Consider the following 18692-nt stretch of genomic DNA (forward strand, 5'->3'; position numbering starts at 1 on the left):
GTCCTGCCCGGCGCGGGTGGGCCGGGCGGGCAGCTTACTTGGTGACCTTCCCGGTCAGTGAGGCGATGGGCCGCAGGAACAGGGGCCGGGCGGCGAACCACGCCCCGGCGGTGACGAGCAGGGACAGGGCAAAGATGCCAAAGCCCCACCAGTTGACCACGTCGCTGGAGCCGTACATGTGGTTGAGGTTGCGCAGTGCGCCGGTGGCCAGCACCAGCGTCACGTGCACAATGATGAACAGGACAAAGTAGATCATGACGGGGAAGTGCACCTTCCGGGCCAGCTCGATGGGGTAGAACTTGTTCAGCGTGCGGGCGTTTTTGGGCCAGGCCCCGGACATGCGGATGCCGGTGAGGATGGCCAGCGGCGCCGCGATGAACACGGTGGCGAAGTAGGTCAGCAGCTGCAGGGAGTTGTAGTTCACCCAGCCGTCCTCCATGGGCCAGTCCAGCGAGAGGTATTGCAGTCCGGCGGAAATGGCGTTGGGGAACACGTCCCAGGTGGTGGGCACAATGCGCAGCCACTGTCCGGTGGCAAAAATGACGATGATGAAGATCAGGCCGTTAAGCACCCACAGTGCGTCCAGGCTCAGGTGGAACCACAGGTCCAGGCTGATCTTCGTCGGCGCGTTCTTCGTCCTGATGAAGCCCTTGTTGTTGCGGATCCAGTGCGCGGGCGGCCGCTTGGAGGTGCGCACCTGCCAGCCGGAGCGGATGATCAGCACAATGAAGAACATGTTCAAAAAGTGCTGCCAGCCCAGCCACGCCGGGAAACCGACCGGGGTGGTGGCCGGCAGTTCCGACTGCCCCGGGTAGGCTGTCATCCACGTCTTCACGGCGTCCAGGCCGGTGAACCAGCGGGCGGCCAGCACCAGGACCAACAGTCCGATCACAATGGCGCCGGCAACTATGGCGGGTGTGGCCCACTTGTTCCCGGCCAGCTTCTTCGTGGGGGTCGACATGGATCCTCATACCTCTTTCAAGAACGTTCCTGCTGCCACACTAACCCGCAAACGGCCGGTGGCATTCACCGTCCCTTTGTAACAGGCGGGAGGGCGAACCCGGCAGCCGGCCGTAACAGGCGTTTGCGTGCTACTGCGGGCGGGCCGCCAGCGCATCGATCAACTGCGGCACCACCTTGAACACGTCGCCCACAATGCCGAAGTCGGCCACATCGAAGATGGGGCTTTCCCCGTCCTTGTTGATGGCCACGATGGTCTTGGCGGTCTGCATGCCGGCCCGGTGCTGGATGGCGCCGGAGATGCCCAGCGCAATGTAGAGCTGGGGCGAGACGCTCACGCCGGTCTGCCCCACCTGGGCCGTCTGCTCCACGTAGCCGGCGTCGACGGCGGCCCGCGAGGCGCCGACCGCCGCGCCGAGGGCGTCGGCCAGCTGCTCCACGAGCACGAAGTTCTCCTTCGAGCCGAGTCCGCGTCCACCGGAAACCACTGTCTTGGCGCCGCGCAGCTCGGGCCGGCCGGCCGCGGCGGGGGCGTCGTTGACGGCGTCGACCCGGGCGCCGGCGGCGGGGCCCAGCTCCACGGTGGCAACTTCCGGTGTTGCTGCCGGTGCGGTGCCCTCGATGGCGCCCTGGCGCAGCGTGATGACGGGCAGCCCGCCCTCCACCGCCGATTCGACGTCGTAGCTGCCGCCAAACACGGAGTGTCCGGCCACGACGCGGTCCCCGTCGAGGCGCACGGAGACGGCGTCGGCCAACAGCGCCCCGCCGGTCCGCACGGCGAGCCGGGCGGCAGCCTCGCGGCCGTCCACGGAGTTGGCGGCCAGCACGGCGCCGGGTGCCAGCGCAGCCACCGCCTGCCCCAGGGCGTCCACGGCCGGGGTGCCAAGCACGGAGGCCGCGTCCGGGCCCACGGCCTGGTACACGACGGCCGCGCCCAGCCCGCCCAGGTGGGCGACGACGTCGTCCGCCAGGTTGGCGGGGGCCGCCACCACGGCCACGGGCGTGCCGAGCGACGCGGCGGCCGCCAGCAGCCCCCGGGCCGATCCGGCCACGGCGGCCTGGTGGGTCAGTTCAATCAATGCCAGTATGTTCGCCATGCCCAGCCTTTCCTAGACCAAACGGTTTTCAACGAGGTAGTCCGCCAGCAGCGTGCCGGCATTGCCTTCATCCACAATCTTGGTTCCGGCGGTGCGCGCCGGGCGCTCGCTGTGGGAGACGATGACGGTGTGCGCCGGGGTGGCCGGCACGTCCAGGTCCGACAGCGAGAGCGTGGCGACGGGCTTGCGCTTGGCCGTCAGGATGCCCTTGAAGTTCGGGAAGCGTGCCTCGGCACTGCGTTCGGTGACCGTCACGACGGCGGGCAGCGCGGCACTGACGCTCAGCGTGCCCGATTCCCCCTGCCGCTCCCCGGAGACCTTGCCGGGAGCCAGTTCCAGGGAGGCGAGGGAGCCCACCAGAGGCAGGCCCAGGTGCTCGGCCACCATGGCCGGGACCACGCCGCCGCGGCCGTCGGTGGATTCATTTCCGGCGACGATGACATCCGCCCCGGCGCCCTTGAGCGCTGCGGCGAGCACGGCGGCCGTGCGGGCGGCATCGGCCCCGGCCAGGGAGCCGTCCAGGATGTGGATGCCGGAATCGGCCCCCATGGACAGCGCCTTGCGGATCGCCTTGGCGGCCTCTTCGGGGCCCATGGCCAGCACCACGACCTCGGTGGACTTGTCGCCGTCCTTCACGCGGAGGGCGGTTTCCAGGGCCCGTTCGTTGATTTCATCGACAATGTTGTCCCCCGCGTCGCGGTTGAGCCACCCGGTGGCGGGGTCAAGCGTGCGTTCGTCCGCCGTGTCCGGCACCTGTTTGATCAGGACGACGATCTTCATGGACAGCCCCTTCGCGTAGAAAGTGTTCTGCGGCCAGATTACTAGGAACTGCTAGCATTTACTAGGTACCCCGAGTAAATTGTTGCTGGGGCGCCAAGGCCCCGGAAGTGCCGCCGCGAGGAAGGACATGCCATGCCAGCCGCAGCCCCGCTGCCCATGGATCCGATCGCGGAGGCCCGGCGGCAATGGATAGCCCACGGCTGGGCCGACGCTGCCGACGGAATGGCAGCGTTCTCCTCCGTGATGCGGGCCCACCAGCTCATGTACAGCAGGGTCGACGCCGTGCTCAAGCCGCTGGGACTGTCCTATGCACGGCTGGAGTTGTTGCGGCTGCTGTCCTTCACCCGCGGCGGCGCCCTGCCGATGGCCAGTGCCAGCGCGCGCCTGCAGGTGCACCCCACGAGCATCACCAACGTGGTGGACCGGCTCGAGCGCGACGGCTTTGTGCGCCGGGAAGCACACCCCACCGACGGCCGGGCCACGCTGGTGGTGCTGACCCCCGCCGGCCGGATGCTGGTGGAGCAGGCCACCGGGGTGCTCAACGAACAAGTCTTTGAACAACCCGGCATCCCGGCGGAGGAACTGCGCAGCATGACGGGGATCCTGGCCCGCTTCCGCCGCGCCTCCGGCGACTTCACCGATCCCGCGCCGCCCCCGGACCCCCTGTAGGCGCCCCTGCCGCCGGATGCTAACGGCCCTTGAATTCCGCCGGGCGGCGCTCCCCCAGCGCCGCGACGGCCTCCACCAGGTCCCCGCTGTGCAGGAAGGCGGAGTTCCACAGGGCCACGTGCCGCAGGCCGCGGGCGATGCGTTCCTCGCGGTCCTCGTTCAAAACGGCCTTGGTACCGGCAACGGCCAGCGGCGAATTGGCAGCCATCTGCCCGGCGAGGTCCAAGGCGGCGGCCAGGAGCGAATCCGCATTCGGGTGGACGTCATTGACGAGGCCGATTTTTTCCGCGCGGTCCGCTGCAATGTCCTTCCCGGTCAGGGCCAGCTCACGCAGATGGCCCTCGCCGATGACGCCCCGGAGCCGCTGCAGGCTGCCGACGTCGGCCACGATGGCCAGCCTGGCCTCCCGGATGCTGAACTTTGCCTCCGCAGAGGCCAGCCGGACGTCGGCTGCGCTGATGAGGTCCACGCCACCGCCGATGCACCAGCCGGAAACGGCGGCAATGACCGGCTTGCGGCACGCCGCGACGGCCGTGACGCCGTCCTGCAGCCGGCCGATCTGCCGCAGCAGCGCGCTGCGGGCTGCTGCGGTGGGACCGCCCGCGGCGCCGAGTTCCGCGAGCCAGGGGCCGAGGACCTCCTGCACGTCCAGTCCCACGCTGAAGTGGTTCCCCGTGCCGGTGAGGACTACGGCGCGGACGGCTTCGTCGGCGTCGAGCGCGGCAAAAAGGCGCGGCAGCTCCTCCCAAAAGTCCAGGCCCATCATGTTGCCGCGGCCCGGACCGGCCAGCCGGACGACGGCGGTCCCCGGCACGGGGGCCTGCTCCGCCGTAAACGCCTTCCAGGCCGTGGTGAAGGCCGTGCCTGCAGGAGCGCCGGCCATCAGTACGCTTCCCCCTTCTCCGCCTTCGCCACCAGCGACGCCGGCGGCAGGAAGCGGTCCCCGTACCGGGCCGCCAGCTCACGGGACCTGGCCACAAAACCCGGCAGGCCGCCGCGGTACCCGTTCATGTACTGGATGACGCCGCCGGTCCAGCCGGGGAAGCCGATGCCCAGGATGGAACCGATGTTGGCGTCCTCCACGCTGCGCAGCACGCCCTCATCCAGGCATTTGACGGTTTCCAGGGACTCCGCAAAGAGCATGCGTTCCATCATGTCCACGAACGGGATCTCCCTGGTGCCGCCCCAGGTTGCCGCCAGGCCCTCCCAGAGGCCGGTCCGGTGGCCGCCTTCGTAGTTGTGGAATCCTGCGCCGCCCAGCTTGCCCGTGCGCCCGAACTCCCCGACCATCCGGTCCACGAGTCCGTAGGCGGGGTGGGGCTGGTACTTTTGCCGGCCGTCGTCGTGCTCCAGGCCCGCCTTGGTCTCCTGGTGGATCTTGGACAGCAGGGTCAGGTTCAGCTCGTCGGCCAGCTGCAGCGGCGGGGCCGGGTAGCCCGCCTGGGCACCGGCCTGCTCCACGGAGACCGCACTGATGCCTTCGCCGACCATGCCGATGGCCTCGTTCAGGAACGTGCCGATGACGCGGCTGGTGAAGAAGCCGCGGGAATCGTTGACCACGATGGGGGTCTTGCCGATCTGCCGGGCGATGTCGAAGGCACGGGCCAGGGTCTCGCCGGAGGTGCTATTGCCGGCGATGATTTCCAGCAGCGGCATCTTTTCCACCGGGGAGAAGAAGTGCAGGCCAATGAAGTTCGCCTGGTCCTCCACCCCCGCGGCCAGCTCGGTGATGGGCAGCGAGGAGGTGTTGGTGCCCAGGACGGCGCCGTCCGCCACCAGGCCTTCAATCTCCTGGAACGCCTGCTGCTTGACGCCCACGTCTTCAAACACGGCCTCGATGACCAGGTCGGCGCCGGCCACGTCCGCAGCGGTTGCCGTGGGCGTGATCCTGGCCAGCAGGGCCTCCGCCTCCGCCTGGGAGATCTTGCCGCGGGCCACGGCCTTCCCGGCGAGCGTGCGCGAATGGGCCTTGCCGCGTTCGGCCGCCTCCAGCGTGACATCCTTGAGCACCACGTCCATGCCACCGCGGGCACACACGTAGGCGATGCCGGCGCCCATCATGCCGGCACCGAGCACGGCCACCTTCCTGGCGGTGTGTTTTTCAAAACCCGCCGGGCGGCTGCCGCCGGCGTTGATGTGGGCCATGTCGAAGAAAAACGCCTTGATCATGTTGGTGGAGACCTGCCCGGCCGCGACTTCCACGAAGTAGCGCGATTCCATCTCCAGGGCCGTGTCGATGTCCACCTGCGTGCTTTCGACGGCGGCCGCCAGGATGGCGCGCGGGGCCGGGTAGTTCGCGCCCATCAACTGCTTGCGCAGGTTGGCCGGGAAGCTTGGGAGGTTCGCGGCAAAGGCGGGGGTGGCCGGGGTGCCGCCGGGAATCCGGTAGCCGGGCACGTCGTAGGGCTGGACGGCCTCCGGGTGGGCGGCGATCCAGGCCTTGGCGGCCGGTATGAGCTCGTCCACGGTGTCCACCACCTCGTCCAGCAGGCCGAGGTCCAGGGCCTCGCGCGGCGTGTGGCGCCGGCCCTGCAGCAGCACCTTGGTGAGGGCTCCGGCCACGCCCATGAGGCGCACGGTGCGCACGATCCCGCCGCCGCCGGGCAGCAGTCCCAGGGTGACCTCGGGCAGGCCGATCACGGAGCCGCGGGTGTCCGCGGCGATCCGGTGGTGGGCGGCCAGTGCAATTTCCAGCCCGCCGCCCAGCGCTGCTCCGTTGAGGGCCGCCACGACGGGCCGGCCCAGCGTTTCCAGCTGCCGCAGCGGGGCCTTGATGGCCTGTCCGAGGGCGAAGACCCTTTCGGCGTCGCCGGGCCCTGCCTTGACGAGGTCGTTCAGGTCGCCGCCGGCGAAGAACGTCTTTTTGGCGGAGGTGAGGATGACGCCGGTGATGGACTCCCTTTCGGCCGCCAGCCGCGCCACGGCGGCCTGCATGGAGGCGCTGTAGGCCTCGTTCATGGTGTTGGCCGACTGCCCGGGATCGTCGATGGTGAGGATGACGACGCCGTCGGCGTCCTGGTCCCAGCGGATGGTGTTCTTGGTGTCAGTCACTTCGTCAAACCCTCTCGATCAAGGTGGCCACGCCCATGCCGCCGCCAATGCAAAGCGTGATGACCGCGCGCCGGGCACTGCGGCGTTCCAGTTCGTCCATGACGGTGCCCAGGATCATGGCGCCGGTGGCGCCCAGCGGATGGCCCATGGCGATGGCGCCGCCGTTCACGTTGAGTTTTTCCTCCGGTATGCCCAGGTCCTTTTGGAACTTCAGCACGACGGCGGCGAACGCCTCGTTGATCTCGAACAAGTCAATGTCGTCCACCGCCAGGCCGGCCGTTTTGAGGAGCTTTTCGGTGGCCGGGGTGGGTCCGGTGAGCATGATGGTGGGGTCCGCCCCGGAGGTGGCCGTCGCGACAATCCTGGCGCGTGGCGCCAGGCCCAGCCGCTCCCCCATCGCCGCGCTGCCCACCAGCACCAGGGCCGCGCCGTCGACAATGCCGGACGAGTTGGCGGCTGTGTGGACGTGGTTGATGCGCTCCACGTTGTGGAACTTTTGCAGGGCGACGGCGTCAAAGCCGCCGGCATCGCCCATGGCCGCAAACGACGGCTTGAGGGCCGCCAGGGATTCCACCGTGGAATCGGGGCGCATGTGCTCGTCCCGGTCCAGGACCACCAGGCCGTTGCGGTCGCGGACGGGGATCACCGAGTGGGCAAAGCGGCCCTCCCGCCACGCCTGGGCGGCCAGTTCCTGCGAGCGCACGGCGTAGCTGTCCACGTCGGTGCGGCTGAAGCCCTCAATCGTGGCAATCAGGTCCGCGCCCACGCCCTGCGGCACAAAGTAGGTGTCGTAGTTGGTGGCCGGGTCCATGGCCCAGGCGCCGCCGTCCGAGCCGATGGGCACCCGGGACATGGACTCCACGCCGCCGGCGATGATCAGCTGGTCCCAGCCGGAGAGCACCTTTTGGGCGGCCGTGTTGACGGCCTCCAGGCCGGAGGCACAGAACCTGTTGAGCTGCAGGCCGGCGACGGTGTTGGGCATGCCGGCGGCCAGGGCGGCTGTGCGGGCAATGTCGGCGCCCTGGTCCCCGATGGGCGAGACGACGCCCAGGATGAGGTCGTCAATGAGGTTCTCATCGAGTCCGGGGTGGCGTTTTCGCAGTTCGTGGATCAGGCCCACCACGAGGTCGATCGGCTTGGTCCCATGCAAGGACCCCTTCTTGCCGCGGCCCCGCGGGGTCCTGATGGCGTCATAGAGGTACGCTTCCGGTGCAGCTTGTTCGTGCACGTTTTTTCCTTCCCTGGTGGCGCCGGCCGGTGGAAAACACACCGGTTGACATAAGGCCAATGCTTCAGAACTATTGACAGCGTGTCAATAGTTCCGCAGGATTTCAGGATGAGGAGGTCCCCCATGAGCAGTTGCACGGCCATCAGCACTGCGGTGCCGGACGGCATTGCCACCATTGCATTCCCCCGTACCTGCCGAGAGGCCTGGCGGGGGAAGGACCCTGCGCCGTGAACCGCCCCGACCCGGCCCGGCCGCCGGCCCGGACCGCCCGGGACGGTGAGGTTCCCGGCGTCGGCCCCTCCCCTGCCGGAACCCGGCCGACGCGGCAGCGGCTCAGCCCGGACGAGCGCCGCAGGCAAATCTTCGCCTGCGCCCAGCGGCTGTTTAGTGAGCGCCGGTACGAGGACGTTTCGACCACGGACATCGCTGCCGCAGCCGGCGTGGCGCGGGGCCTGGTGAACCACTATTTTGGCAACAAGCGCGGGCTGTACCTGGAAGTCGTCCGGCTGAACTCGACCGTGCCCGCCCTGGCAGTCGCCACCCTTCCGGCCGGGACGCTGCAGGAGCGGATCGACGCGTCCGTCACCTGGTTCCTGGACACCCTGCAAGCCAACGGCGGGACATGGCTGGCCCTTGGTTCCGGGGGCATGGGCCGCGACGCCGATGTGGAGCGCATCCTGGTCAAGGCCGAGGACGACTCGGTGGAACGGCTCATGGAGGCCATGGGCCTGGACCGGGGCGGCGCGGGGCAGGACCAGGCCCGTGCACTGCTGCGCGTGTACGCCCAGCTGGCACGCAGCGGCGCGCGGGAATGGCTGCTGCGCAAATCCCTGGGACGGGGGCAGGTCCATGCGCTGCTGGCCGGGACGCTGATGGTGGTGGTCCGCGAAGCCGCGCCGGCCGTCGGGGTGTGACCGGGCACCTGCACGGCGGGCGGGCCGGTCCCGGACAGGTGGTCAGCGGTCCAGGTAGAAGTCCGGCATCAGCTCCGCGGACGCCTCCACGGCGTAGGGGGAAAAGTCGGTGGTGCCGCGGGACCGCAGCAGGTCCTCGTCGATGATGACCTGCCCCGTCAGTTCGCGGCTGGGTGTGGTGAGAATGGCGTGGGCGGCATCGGCCACGATTTCCGGCCTGCGCGAGCGCCGCTCCATGTCAGGCCCGCCCAGGATGTTCGCCACGGCCGCCGTGGCAATGGTGGTGCGCGGCCACAACGCGTTCGAGGCGACGCCGGCTTCGGCAAATTCGGCGGCAAAGGACAGCGCACAGAGCGTCATGCCGTACTTGGACAACGTGTAGGCGGGATGGCTGCCCAGCCACTTGGGGTCCAGGTTCAGCGGCGGGCTGAGGGTCAGGATGTGCGGGTTGTCCGCGTGGAGCAGGTGCGGCAGGGCGGCCCGCGTGAGCAGGTACGTGCCCCGGGTGTTGACGTCCTGCATCAGGTCGTAGCGCTTGGGTGTCAGCTCCAGGGTGCCGGCCAGGGTGAGCACGCTGGCGTTGTTGAGCACCATGTCGATGCCGCCGAACGCCGTCACGGCACCTTCGACGGCGCGCGAGATGGCCTCGTCGCTGCGCACATCCCCGACGATGGGCAACACACGTCCGCCGGCCGCCTCGATGGCAGCTGCCGCCGTGTGGATGGTGCCTTCCAGGCGGGGGTTTGGCTTGTCCGTCTTGGCAATCAGCACCACGTTGGCACCGTCGCGGGCGGCCCGCAGGGCGATCGCCAGGCCGATTCCGCGGGAACCGCCGGACATGAGCAGGGTCCTGCCGGCCAGGCTGCCGGGATGCTGCGTGGGGGATGCTTCGGATGCCATGGTGCCAGGTCCTTCCGTCACGGCCGTTTCCGCCCACTGTACTCCGCCGGGGACGCCGGGCCCCGGGAGTCAGGACGCCACTACTTCAACCCGGATGCGCGTTAATGCAGTGAAGTCCCCGGTCCGAGGACCGGGGACTTCACTTTGGAGTTGCCCTTTCGAGGTCTGACTTAAAAAACTTGCAGATCCTTGGAGACGAACTCCAGAGGCTACCTACCGGGGATAGTCCCGCAGATCAGTCTGGTGTAGCCGTGGTGAGTACTCCCCGTCAGCATCTGCTCACCCCCGAAGAAGAGGCCGAGGTTGTTGCCCTCTACAAAGCGAGTCGCACCACGAAAGAGGTAGCTGAGCAGTTCGGCATCCATCGTCTGACCGTGAGCCGGGCGGTTCGTCGGGCTGGTGGCCGGGTTGGGCGGGAGCCGCTGACAGTTCGAGAGGTTGAGAGAGCCAAGGTGCTCTATAAAAGTGGCTTGCCTATCGCAGCCGTTGCCAAGGAGCTATCACTCCCCCGCGAAAGCATCCGCCGGCAGCTCATCCTGGTCGGGGTTGTGATGCGAGCTAAGGGACGACCGGCTCAAGACTGATCTGTCTTCCCATCATCCCCTCGACGCTGGCGGATGACGTCGTCCGCCAAGGCCAGATAGATCTTACTGAGCGCGTTGATGTCGACATGCGGCTTGACCAGCACCCTGATACTCACATCCGAGGCATCACCCCGGCGCCGCGGCGTGCGAGGTATAGCTGCTGCAGCCTGGGTGACGAGACGTTCCTGGATTTCGATCTGGTCCATGAGCTCGGCATAGACCTTGCCGGCCCGGTTGGGTTGAGATGAGTCGTAGATCGGGACGGCCTGGAAGTGTTGGCGCAGTTCCTCATCCGACAGATCGTCCGAACTCAGGTAGTAGCCGTGGATCTCCCACTGCTTGGTGGCGCTGATATAGGAGAACAGTTCCTTGTTCTCAGTCCAGATTTGATGAAGCTGATCGTGACGGGAGCGATAGGTTTCGAAGGTAACGCGTGGCATGCATGGGTACTCGGCTTTCTGGCCGTAGCATGACACAAACCACCCAACCTTACGAGCATGAGCAATATGACCGCTAGTTTCTAGTTGGTAGACTCCGTGTGTCCCCTCGCCCCAGTCGCCCGCTCGGCGAGCATTCGCCGCAGACAGAATCTCGCCGCGGATAATCCGGCCCCACTTCATTGCCGCGTGGGTCAAACCTCAACCAGCCAAAATCATCCTCTTGGAGCAAGCCAGTCAGACTCATCAGATAGTCGTTTCCTGCATAGCCGGCAGCAATGGCATTCATCGTGATTACGCTCGGCGCCGGAACGTCTTCGTCGTCAACATACCGCTGTCGTGCCCGTTGTTCCGGAGACGTCGCTTCTTCCTGCAACTTAGACGGGACGATCAAACCGTTGCACCACAAGCACCCGACACCAGGTATAACGGGCCTTACGATAGCGAAGAGGTCAAGGACGTCACCGGTCTTACCATCGACCTGCGCCTTCACACCCATCTGGACGCCCGGAATAAGGTACTGGTGTACCAGGGCGTTGAAAACCAGCCGCGCCTGCATGGAATCGGCCGCTAGGAACAGATAGTCGCAGTCCTTGAGCTCGGCACACATAGAGGCATCTGTCACGCTCTGCTGGTAACCCTTGAATTTGGTCGCACTGCCGGAATCCCGCACAACTCGCCTGGCGATATCCACCTTGGTCGTTCGGTGCTGCGCGAAGTAATTGCGAATCACGGCCGGCATACGTTCATGGGTGAGCCATGGGCGGACGTCTGATCGGCGGCTGCCAACAAGGCGATTGAGGTTTGTTGGGTCGATACGGTCAGGGTCAATGACTACGAGCTCGCCAACACCAAGCCGTGAGAGATACTCAACCAACAAGGAGCCGGCCCCGCCAGCCCCGATAACGCCAACCTTCTGTCTCTGGAGCAGTTCCTGTCCCCGGTCGCCAAAGAGACGCACCTGCCTATCGAAGCGAGGGTCAGCCACAACGGCCGCCTTGCGAGGCTCATACGAGATGGTGCGAATTGGCCGACCCGGGATCGTCATTAGATCAAGAGAATGACGGCTACCATCCGGCGTCCAAATATCGCCGGCGACCGCGTTCTTGGCAAACACCAAACCACCCACCGGCTGGTCAACCAGAATATCCAAGAGGGCCGGGTAACCTCGATCATGCGAAGCCATGTCAGCACCCGAGAAGCCCACCGAATCGGTACCTCCATGACAATGCACCGCAAGGTACGCCATCTTCAGATCGGCACACTCCAGCACACAATCCATCACAAACGATGCCGTGAGCATCCGATAGCCCCGCTTGCCAGGCACGTAGTCGACACCGTCCTCAGCCAGGAAAAGCCGGTGGGCGAGAAGCTTAGTTCCGCGGGCAGTTTCGAGCACCGATGCAGCGATGACAGCGCCGTGTTCGTCTTGGTCAGCTTGAAACAGATGCTTATGCAGCTGATCCATCATCTCTTCCGGGATACGCAGAGAAACGCCCATTACTGACTCCTCAGCCAATGAAGGACCTTAGCCAACTTCAGAGCGGCAGTGTCAATCGCCGGATTTAGCTTGTTTGAACGACGCGAGATTTGCGTTCCCGTCGTCCCATCTCCTGTGAACGTGACGGACGGCTGCAAGCCCTCGCCCAACGACGCCCCGTCCTTGCGCTGCAAGTTCGGAACAACAAAGTGTGGATAGACATCAGAGTAAGGGTACTGAAAAGTGATGTGGAACTTGATCCACGATGTTCCTTGTACGTACTGCTCTCCCAGTTCGACGGGATCGACAGTCACATACGCACCACCTTCCGAATCAGCGACAGCGGTAACTGTCGAGTCCGGAAACGCTTCGCGGAGCTCCTCTACGGCTGTTTCAACCTCAGACTTCATCACGTCGGCTCCTAAGAGTTATCGTCCGCTGCAGTAGCGATGAAGTTGTCCTTCTTGTGGGTGATGACCAGTTCATCAGAGTCCCCAATAATCTGGCGCCCCTTAGGGAGAATCAAGGCCAGCTGGAAGTCGAGCTCGATACTGACCCCTTGCTCGATGGCCGCCTGCTTGATCTCGTAGCCTGTGATCTTCTTATCCGGGATCACCACCGGCTTGTTGTTGACCGTGATTTCAAGGGTCTTTTTTGGTTTCGTTTCGGCTTCCTCGGCCATGGTTCTACCTCCTCAAGGTATTGCGTTTTAGACGCTTAATTGCTACTCTAGTATTACACAGTAGGTTAACGATTGCAAGTTCGCAATCACGGAGGTGAAGATGACAAAGAGTGGTTGGTTCGATACGGCAGCGTTCTACGGTGCACTCGACGCAGCTCGACAGGCGCGCGCACTCAACTGGAAGCAGGTCGCTGCGAACACGGGCGTCAGTGCCTCAACCCTGACTCGCATGGCCCAAGGAAAGCGGCCAGACGTCGACGGCCTGGCCGCCTTGGCCGCTTGGTCCGGGCTAAATGCCGACGACTATGTGCGATCAGAGGATGGCAAGGTGCAACCAGAACCTCTCGCCAAGATCACCACATATCTACGCAGCGACCGCAATCTCTCACCAGAGGCTGCTATTGCACTGGATGAACTGATCAAGGCCACCTATGAGCGGCTAAGGAACAAGGACTAGAAATCACATGGGGTTCCGGCGAGGCTTCAAAACCGAAGCAAACAACACGGCGCTTGAAACGCGCCAAGAACTCCAACTTGGTCCATTCGACCCGCTCGACCCCCTTGTGCTTGCCGGGTATCTTGAGATACCGGTTCTAACTTTGAGCGATTTGGCTCAAGACCACTCCGCCATTGGCTATCTACTCGACGGGGGATCGGAGGTATTCTCCGCCGCCACCGTCTTCTACGGCACGGAGCGCACGATCGTGCACAACGATGCACACTCACCGGGCCGACAGAACAGCAACCTTGCCCACGAACTAGCGCACGGACTCCTGCTCCACCCACCAACTCCGGCCCTCGATGACAGGGGATGCCGAGAATGGAACCAGTCGATCGAAGACGAGGCTGGCTGGCTTGCAGGCGCACTCCTTGTCCCCGAAGCCGCCGCCATAGCCATCGCTCGTGGAAAGTGGACCAGAGACGAGGCGGCCGCACACTTTGGCGTAAGCAATCAAATGATTCAGTACCGACTGAACGCAACGGGAGCCCTGTTGCGTGTTGCCAGAGCCCGCGCTTCCCGCCGATAGGCCCTTCGCTTACTCGAAAACTTTCGGGTCGGAACACCATGACCTGCTGAGGGTTTCGATGTCACTACTACAACACGCACCGGTACATGTCGACGCCAACTAACAGAGGTCGCACCACGAACTCCAAGTGCCGAAAAACATGTACCGGTGGCAATCTTGACCTGGCACAGGAGAGGCAACAACAGGGGTGACCATGAATAGCCCGCCCGCACCGACTATCTCGCGGACAAACAAAGAGGTCAGCACTGGTACATGCTGACCTCTGGGATAATTTCTTTTGCTAACGATAACGATTAGCATCTTGGTTGCGGGGACAGGATTTGAACCTGTGACCTCCGGGTTATGAGCCCGGCGAGCTACCGAACTGCTCCACCCCGCGATGTGTCCTTAACATTACCCCGGGGCCGGCAGGGCGCAAAATCCGGGGCACGTGACGTTCATCGCGTGCCCCGGACCCCCGCTACGGCTTGGCCGTGGGTGACGGCTTCGCAGTGGCCGACGGCGTTGCCCCCGCCTTCGGGGCGGCGCCCTCGGCCGCGATGGCGGCGTTGAGCGCGGACTGCAGCGCCTTCTGCGCCACGCCGTAGGCGGCAAAGTCGCCCTTGGTCAGCGCGGCCTGGCTGTCCTTCATGGCCTGGCTGGCATCGTTGAGTGCCTTGGCCAGCGCCGGGTTGGTGCTGCCCACCGCTCCTTCCGTGGAGCTGCCCGCCGTGCCGGCTTCCTTCTGGACGTTGGCGTCACCGGCCGAGGCGCCGGAGTTGCCGCCAAAGAGCTGGTCCAGGGCATCGTTCAGCGTGGCCGCGTAGCCGATCTTGTTGCCAAAGGCGACCAGGACGCGCTGCAGGGTGGGGTACGACGTCGAACCCGTCGACTGCACGTACACGGGCTGGACGTAGAGCAGGCCGCCGCCCATGGGAAGTGTCAACAGGTTGCCGTTGATGACGTCGGACTGGCCCAGCTTCAGCACGTTCAACTGCTCGGAGACCGTGGGGTCGGACTGGAAGGTGTTTTGGACCTGCCCGGGACCGGGCACCTGCGTGTCCACAGGCAGCTCCAGAAGTTGCAGCTTGCCGTAGTCGGGGCTCTTGACGCCCTTCACATCACCGGCGTCGCCGTTGGCGGCCATGAAGCCGTAGAGGATGTTGCGTGATTCGGTGCCTTGGATCTCCTGCGGGATGAAATCGGTGGTCAGGGAGAAGGCCGTCTTGTCCTGGCCCGGCATTTGCAGCGACAGGTAGTATGGCGGCTGCTTGTCCACGGTCTTGGTGGTGGGATCATCCGGCACGCTCCAGGCTTCCTGGTTTGCGTAGAACTTTCCGGCGTCCGTCACGTGGTAGCGGCCCAACAGTTCGCGCTGGACCTTGAACAGGTCCTCCGGGTAGCGCACGTGGGACATCAGGGCCCCGGACATTTCCGTGTACGGCTTGACCGTGGCCGGGAAGACCTTCTCCCAGGCCTTCAGGATCGGATCCTGCGTGTCCCACGCATACAGGTCAACGGATCCGTCATAGGCGTCAACCGTCGCCTTGACCGAATTCCGGATGTAGTTGATGGAGGCGTTGGGCAGCGCCGCCACCCCGCCGTTGTTGGTGAGGGAGTCCGTGGTGGCCTCCTGCAGCTGCTGCTGCTGCGAGTACGGGTAGTACGAGCTGGTGGTGTAGCCGTCCACAATCCACTTGACCCGCCCGTCGATGATGGCAGGGTAGGGGTTGCCGTCAATGGTCAGGTACGGTGCCACCTGGGCCACGCGGCTGGCCGGGTCCCGGTTGTACAGGATCTGCGACTGGTTGTTGACGCCGTTGGTCAGCAGCAGGTCCGAGGACTGGAACTTCATGGCATACATCAACCGGTTGAACCAGTTGCCCAGCGACGGGCCGCCGTTTCCGGCGAACGTCGTCATGGATTCCCCGGAGGTGTCGGCGGCATCCTTCGACGTCGGGGTGGACCCTTGCGGCCGGTCCAGCTCCACCGGGGTGGCGCCCTTCGGGGCCCCGACGATGGAATAGTCGGTCATCGACGGGCTGAAGTAGATGCGCGGCTGGTAGCTGGTGTCGGTGCCCAGCACGCCCGTGGAGGGCACGCCGGACTGCATGAACACGGGCTTGCCGTCCGAGGTCACGGTGTTGCCGTAGGCTGCCACCACGCCGTAGCCGTGCGTGTAGACGAGGTGCTGGTTGTACCAGCTCTGCTGACCCGGATTGATGCCGTTCGGGTTCAGTTCGCGCACGGCAATCACGGCGTCCTGGACCTTGCCGTCAATCGTGTAGCGGTCAACGTTGAGGGTCTTGGGGAACTCGTAATAGGGGCGGTACTGTTCCAGCTGGGCGAACGTGGAGGAAATCAGGTTCGGGTCCAGCAGGCGGATGCTGGCCACCGTGGAAGCGTCCTTGCGCAGGGCGCCGGGCGTCGCCGTCGTCGTGGCGTTGTACGGGGTGACTTCCATGCCGGAGAGCCCGTAGGCCTGCCGGGTGAAATCAATGTTGCGCGTAATGTAGGGCGCCTCCACGGTGCCTTCGGTGGGCCGGACCTGCGTGTACTGGATGGCCCAGGGGTAGATGCCGCCCGCGACGATGGCGGTGATGATCAGCATGCCGGTGCCGATCAGGGGCAGCTTCCAGCGGCCGATGAAGGCGGCCACCACAAAGAGGACGGCCACGATCACGGCGGCCACGGCCAGGATGGCCTTGGTGGGGATGACGGCGTTGACGTCCGTGTACATGGCCCCGGCCCGGTAGCCGCCGTTGTTTTGCAGCGTGCCGTAGGTGTCGAGCCAGAAGTTGATGCCCAGCAGGACCAGGAACACCGCGGCGAGGACCGCCATGTGGATCTGTGCGGCCCGGGAGGTGAAGACGCCGTGCTCGGCCAGGCGGACGGCGCCATACAGGTAATGGGTCAGCAGGCCGGCGATGAAGGCGACGACGGTGACGCTGATCAGCAGGCCCGTGACGAAGCCGAGGAACGGCAGCGTGTTGGTATAGAAGCTGATGTCCAGACCAAACTGGGGGTCCTTCTCGCCAAACGGAACCCGGTACAGGAACAGCATCACCTTGTCCCACTGGGCCATGGCCGCGGTGCCGGCAAACAGCCCGAAGACCACGGGTACGCCCACCATCACCACGCGGCGGACAGGCTCCAGCTGTGCCTGGTACCGGTTGAGGTTGTCATCGCGCTGGTTGTCCGGCGCGTAGACGGGCCTGGCCCGGTAGGCCGCCCTGATGGAGAAGTACACGCCGGCGCCCATAATGACGAACCCCGCAGCGAAGATCAGCAGCTTGGCAAGCTTTTCACGCCAAAAGACCGTGGAGAAGCCAAGCTGGCCGAACCAGAGCATGTCGGTGTAGAGGCCGGCAAAAATCACCAGCGCAATGACCAGGACCACCACGATGATGATGGTGGGCAGCAGCGCGCTGCGGCGTCTTGGCCTGACGGTATTGTGCGGCGAAGGGGCTGGGCGGGATGTCACTCGTACCTCTATTTGCTGTTTATTGGTTTTTGGGTGTTGCCGGTGCGGTGCTGCTCCCGGCACTGCTGCCAGGTCCTATTGCTGCCACGAACGGCCCCACGGCGAAGTTCCCCCCGAGTCCCAATCGTTATTTACACGTGGGCAGGGTGGAACTTTCCGTACCGGTCCCAATGGCGGACACGGCGGCGTACGCTTCCTTCAGCGTAGCGACTTTGACGACGTGAAGCCCGTTGGGGACGTGTCCGACCACGTCTGAACAGTTCGCTGCCGGCGCCAGGAAGTAGTCGGCGCCGGCATTGCGGGCCCCGACCATCTTTTGGGCGATGCCGCCAATGGCACCCACATTGCCTTCCGGGTCAATGGTGCCGGTGCCGGCGAAATGCTTCCCGCCGGTCATCTCGCCCTTGGTGAGCGTGTCAATGGTGCCCAGGGCAAACATCATGCCCGCGCTCGGCCCGCCAATGTTGCTCAGCGTGATGTTCACCGTAAAGGGGAAGGTGAACCTGTTCTGCAGGGCGATCCCCAGCAGGTACTTGCCGTCCTTGTTGGCGCGCGGGGTGACCGCGACGGTCTTCTCCGCCCCGTTGCGCAGCACCTTGACAGCCACTGGCGTGCCTTTCCCGGCGGCCAGCACATCCTGGATCACGGGCAGCCCGGTGACGGCCTTGCCGCCGATGGTGAGCAGGACGTCGTCGGGCTTGAGGATTCCGGCAGACGCGCCGTCAGCCGGGACCGAGGCGATGGCCAGGGTGGTCTTGTAGGGGATGCCCAGGAGCGTGAACGCGGCGGCGGTGGCGTTTTCCTGGGATCCGGTCATGGCCGCGGTATTTTCGCTGTTGACGGCTGCCTGGCTGGTGCCGGGCGCGTAAATGAGCTCGGACGGGTAGATGGAGTCCGACGGCGACATCCACGCCTGGAGTGTCTGGAAAATGTTGACTTCGCTGTCCGGCAGGCCGCCGCTCATGTGGACCGTGGTCAGGTCGAGGGTGCCTGAACGGGCGGGGAAGCTGTCATGGCCGGTGACACTGATGACCGGCTGGCCGTTGACCGTGCCGATCGTGTTGATGGCCGGGCCGGGCGACTCAATGACGTAGGGCACGGGGATGGCCATGGCGGCGACCGCCAGGACCGCGGCAATGACGCCGGAGACCACCATCAGGGAAACCCGGCTGTCCCGGGCCGTCGTCTTCGCCGCCGGCTGCGGGGCCGCTGCCTGGTACTCCTGGCTCAATAACTTGACCTTTCCAAGGTTCTTCCGGCAAGTGCCGCGGTGCCGCGCCGCACCCTGCAATGGCTGCCCGGGATTGCGCACCAAGGTCCACCCTACTGTGTGTGCCCGGGTTCCCGCTGTGAATCGGCAGGGCCCGCGCCGGGGCGCCAAAACCGGCGGAAATCCGGCTCCTTTGCCGGTAGCGAACA

17 protein-coding genes and 1 tRNA gene are annotated in these 18692 nt (G+C 65.3%); 4 read left to right on the forward strand and 14 right to left on the reverse strand.

The genetic code is table 11. The features are described 5' to 3' along the window. Positions 1-34: 34 nt before the first annotated feature. The 3 genes from MMF96_RS03315 to MMF96_RS03325 form a co-directional block, all read right to left on the reverse strand. Positions 35-961, reverse strand: coding sequence for a cytochrome b/b6 domain-containing protein (locus MMF96_RS03315; RefSeq protein WP_176615503.1), 927 nt, complete (start codon positions 959-961; stop codon positions 35-37). Positions 962-1091: 130 nt separating this feature from the next. Then, positions 1092-2057: an electron transfer flavoprotein subunit alpha/FixB family protein gene (locus MMF96_RS03320; RefSeq protein WP_256882559.1), complete on the reverse strand. Its 966-nt coding sequence runs from the start codon at positions 2055-2057 to the stop codon at positions 1092-1094. Positions 2058-2069: 12 nt separating this feature from the next. After that, entirely contained in the window at positions 2070-2837 is a 768-nt protein-coding gene (locus MMF96_RS03325) for an electron transfer flavoprotein subunit beta/FixA family protein (protein ID WP_176615505.1), read from the reverse strand. Positions 2838-2969: 132 nt separating this feature from the next. On the opposite strand from MMF96_RS03325, the gene MMF96_RS03330 reads away from it, so the two are divergent. Further along, positions 2970-3506 (forward strand): MarR family winged helix-turn-helix transcriptional regulator, encoded by a 537-nt coding sequence (locus MMF96_RS03330; RefSeq protein WP_256882560.1) that lies wholly within the window; start codon positions 2970-2972, stop codon positions 3504-3506. Between the two features lie 19 nt (positions 3507-3525). Here MMF96_RS03330 and MMF96_RS03335 read toward each other — a convergent pair whose 3' ends face one another. Genes MMF96_RS03335 through MMF96_RS03345 form a run of 3 tightly spaced genes read right to left on the reverse strand, consistent with a single transcriptional unit; the run spans position 3526 to position 7785 of the window. Further along, positions 3526-4389: a crotonase/enoyl-CoA hydratase family protein gene (locus MMF96_RS03335; RefSeq protein ID WP_176615507.1), complete on the reverse strand. Its 864-nt coding sequence runs from the start codon at positions 4387-4389 to the stop codon at positions 3526-3528. Beyond that, positions 4389-6557, reverse strand: coding sequence for a 3-hydroxyacyl-CoA dehydrogenase NAD-binding domain-containing protein (locus MMF96_RS03340; RefSeq protein ID WP_256882561.1), 2169 nt, complete (start codon positions 6555-6557; stop codon positions 4389-4391). The genes MMF96_RS03335 and MMF96_RS03340 overlap by 1 nt, the downstream gene beginning before the upstream one ends. A 4-nt stretch (positions 6558-6561) precedes the next feature. Beyond that, on the reverse strand, positions 6562-7785 hold the full coding sequence (locus MMF96_RS03345; protein ID WP_176615509.1) for an acetyl-CoA C-acetyltransferase: 1224 nt from the start codon (positions 7783-7785) through the stop codon (positions 6562-6564). Positions 7786-8012: 227 nt separating this feature from the next. Here MMF96_RS03345 and MMF96_RS03350 point away from each other — a divergent pair, with 227 nt between their 5' ends. After that, positions 8013-8699: a TetR/AcrR family transcriptional regulator gene (locus MMF96_RS03350; protein WP_256882562.1), complete on the forward strand. Its 687-nt coding sequence runs from the start codon at positions 8013-8015 to the stop codon at positions 8697-8699. A gap of 42 nt (positions 8700-8741) precedes the next feature. Here MMF96_RS03350 and MMF96_RS03355 read toward each other — a convergent pair whose 3' ends face one another. From MMF96_RS03355 to MMF96_RS03375, 5 genes are all read right to left on the reverse strand, one after another. Continuing rightward, positions 8742-9599 carry an NAD(P)-dependent oxidoreductase gene (locus MMF96_RS03355; RefSeq protein ID WP_176615511.1) on the reverse strand — a complete coding sequence of 286 codons (858 nt, stop codon included), beginning with the start codon at positions 9597-9599 and terminating at the stop codon, positions 8742-8744. 574 nt (positions 9600-10173) lie between these two features. Then, positions 10174-10623, reverse strand: coding sequence for a hypothetical protein (locus MMF96_RS03360; RefSeq protein ID WP_256882563.1), 450 nt, complete (start codon positions 10621-10623; stop codon positions 10174-10176). Between the two features lie 73 nt (positions 10624-10696). Further along, the gene (locus MMF96_RS03365) at positions 10697-12121 is read right to left on the reverse strand and encodes a ThiF family adenylyltransferase (protein WP_256882564.1); all 1425 of its coding nucleotides are present in this window, start codon (positions 12119-12121) and stop codon (positions 10697-10699) included. Further along, positions 12121-12513: a hypothetical protein gene (locus tag MMF96_RS03370; protein ID WP_256882565.1), complete on the reverse strand. Its 393-nt coding sequence runs from the start codon at positions 12511-12513 to the stop codon at positions 12121-12123. The genes MMF96_RS03365 and MMF96_RS03370 overlap by 1 nt, the downstream gene beginning before the upstream one ends. Positions 12514-12521: 8 nt before the next feature. Continuing rightward, a complete protein-coding gene (locus MMF96_RS03375; RefSeq protein WP_256882566.1) occupies positions 12522-12782 on the reverse strand; it encodes a multiubiquitin domain-containing protein in 261 nt (86 codons plus the stop codon). Between the two features lie 100 nt (positions 12783-12882). Here MMF96_RS03375 and MMF96_RS03380 point away from each other — a divergent pair, with 100 nt between their 5' ends. Then, complete coding sequence (locus MMF96_RS03380) at positions 12883-13239, forward strand: helix-turn-helix domain-containing protein (protein WP_256882579.1); 357 nt, start codon at positions 12883-12885, stop codon at positions 13237-13239. Between the two features lie 7 nt (positions 13240-13246). Continuing rightward, positions 13247-13810, forward strand: coding sequence for an ImmA/IrrE family metallo-endopeptidase (locus MMF96_RS03385; RefSeq protein WP_256882567.1), 564 nt, complete (start codon positions 13247-13249; stop codon positions 13808-13810). Between the two features lie 302 nt (positions 13811-14112). Here the strand turns inward: MMF96_RS03385 and MMF96_RS03390 are convergent. The 3 genes from MMF96_RS03390 to MMF96_RS03400 form a co-directional block, all read right to left on the reverse strand. Beyond that, positions 14113-14189, reverse strand: a tRNA-Met gene (locus MMF96_RS03390). 81 nt (positions 14190-14270) lie between these two features. Beyond that, the gene (locus MMF96_RS03395; RefSeq protein ID WP_256882568.1) at positions 14271-17273 is read right to left on the reverse strand and encodes a UPF0182 family protein; all 3003 of its coding nucleotides are present in this window, start codon (positions 17271-17273) and stop codon (positions 14271-14273) included. A gap of 127 nt (positions 17274-17400) precedes the next feature. After that, positions 17401-18504: a PDZ domain-containing protein gene (locus tag MMF96_RS03400; RefSeq protein ID WP_256127682.1), complete on the reverse strand. Its 1104-nt coding sequence runs from the start codon at positions 18502-18504 to the stop codon at positions 17401-17403. Positions 18505-18692 lie beyond the last annotated feature (188 nt).

It is taken from the genome of Arthrobacter sp. STN4, assembly GCF_024539665.1.
Classification (GTDB): Bacteria; Actinomycetota; Actinomycetes; order Actinomycetales; family Micrococcaceae; genus Specibacter.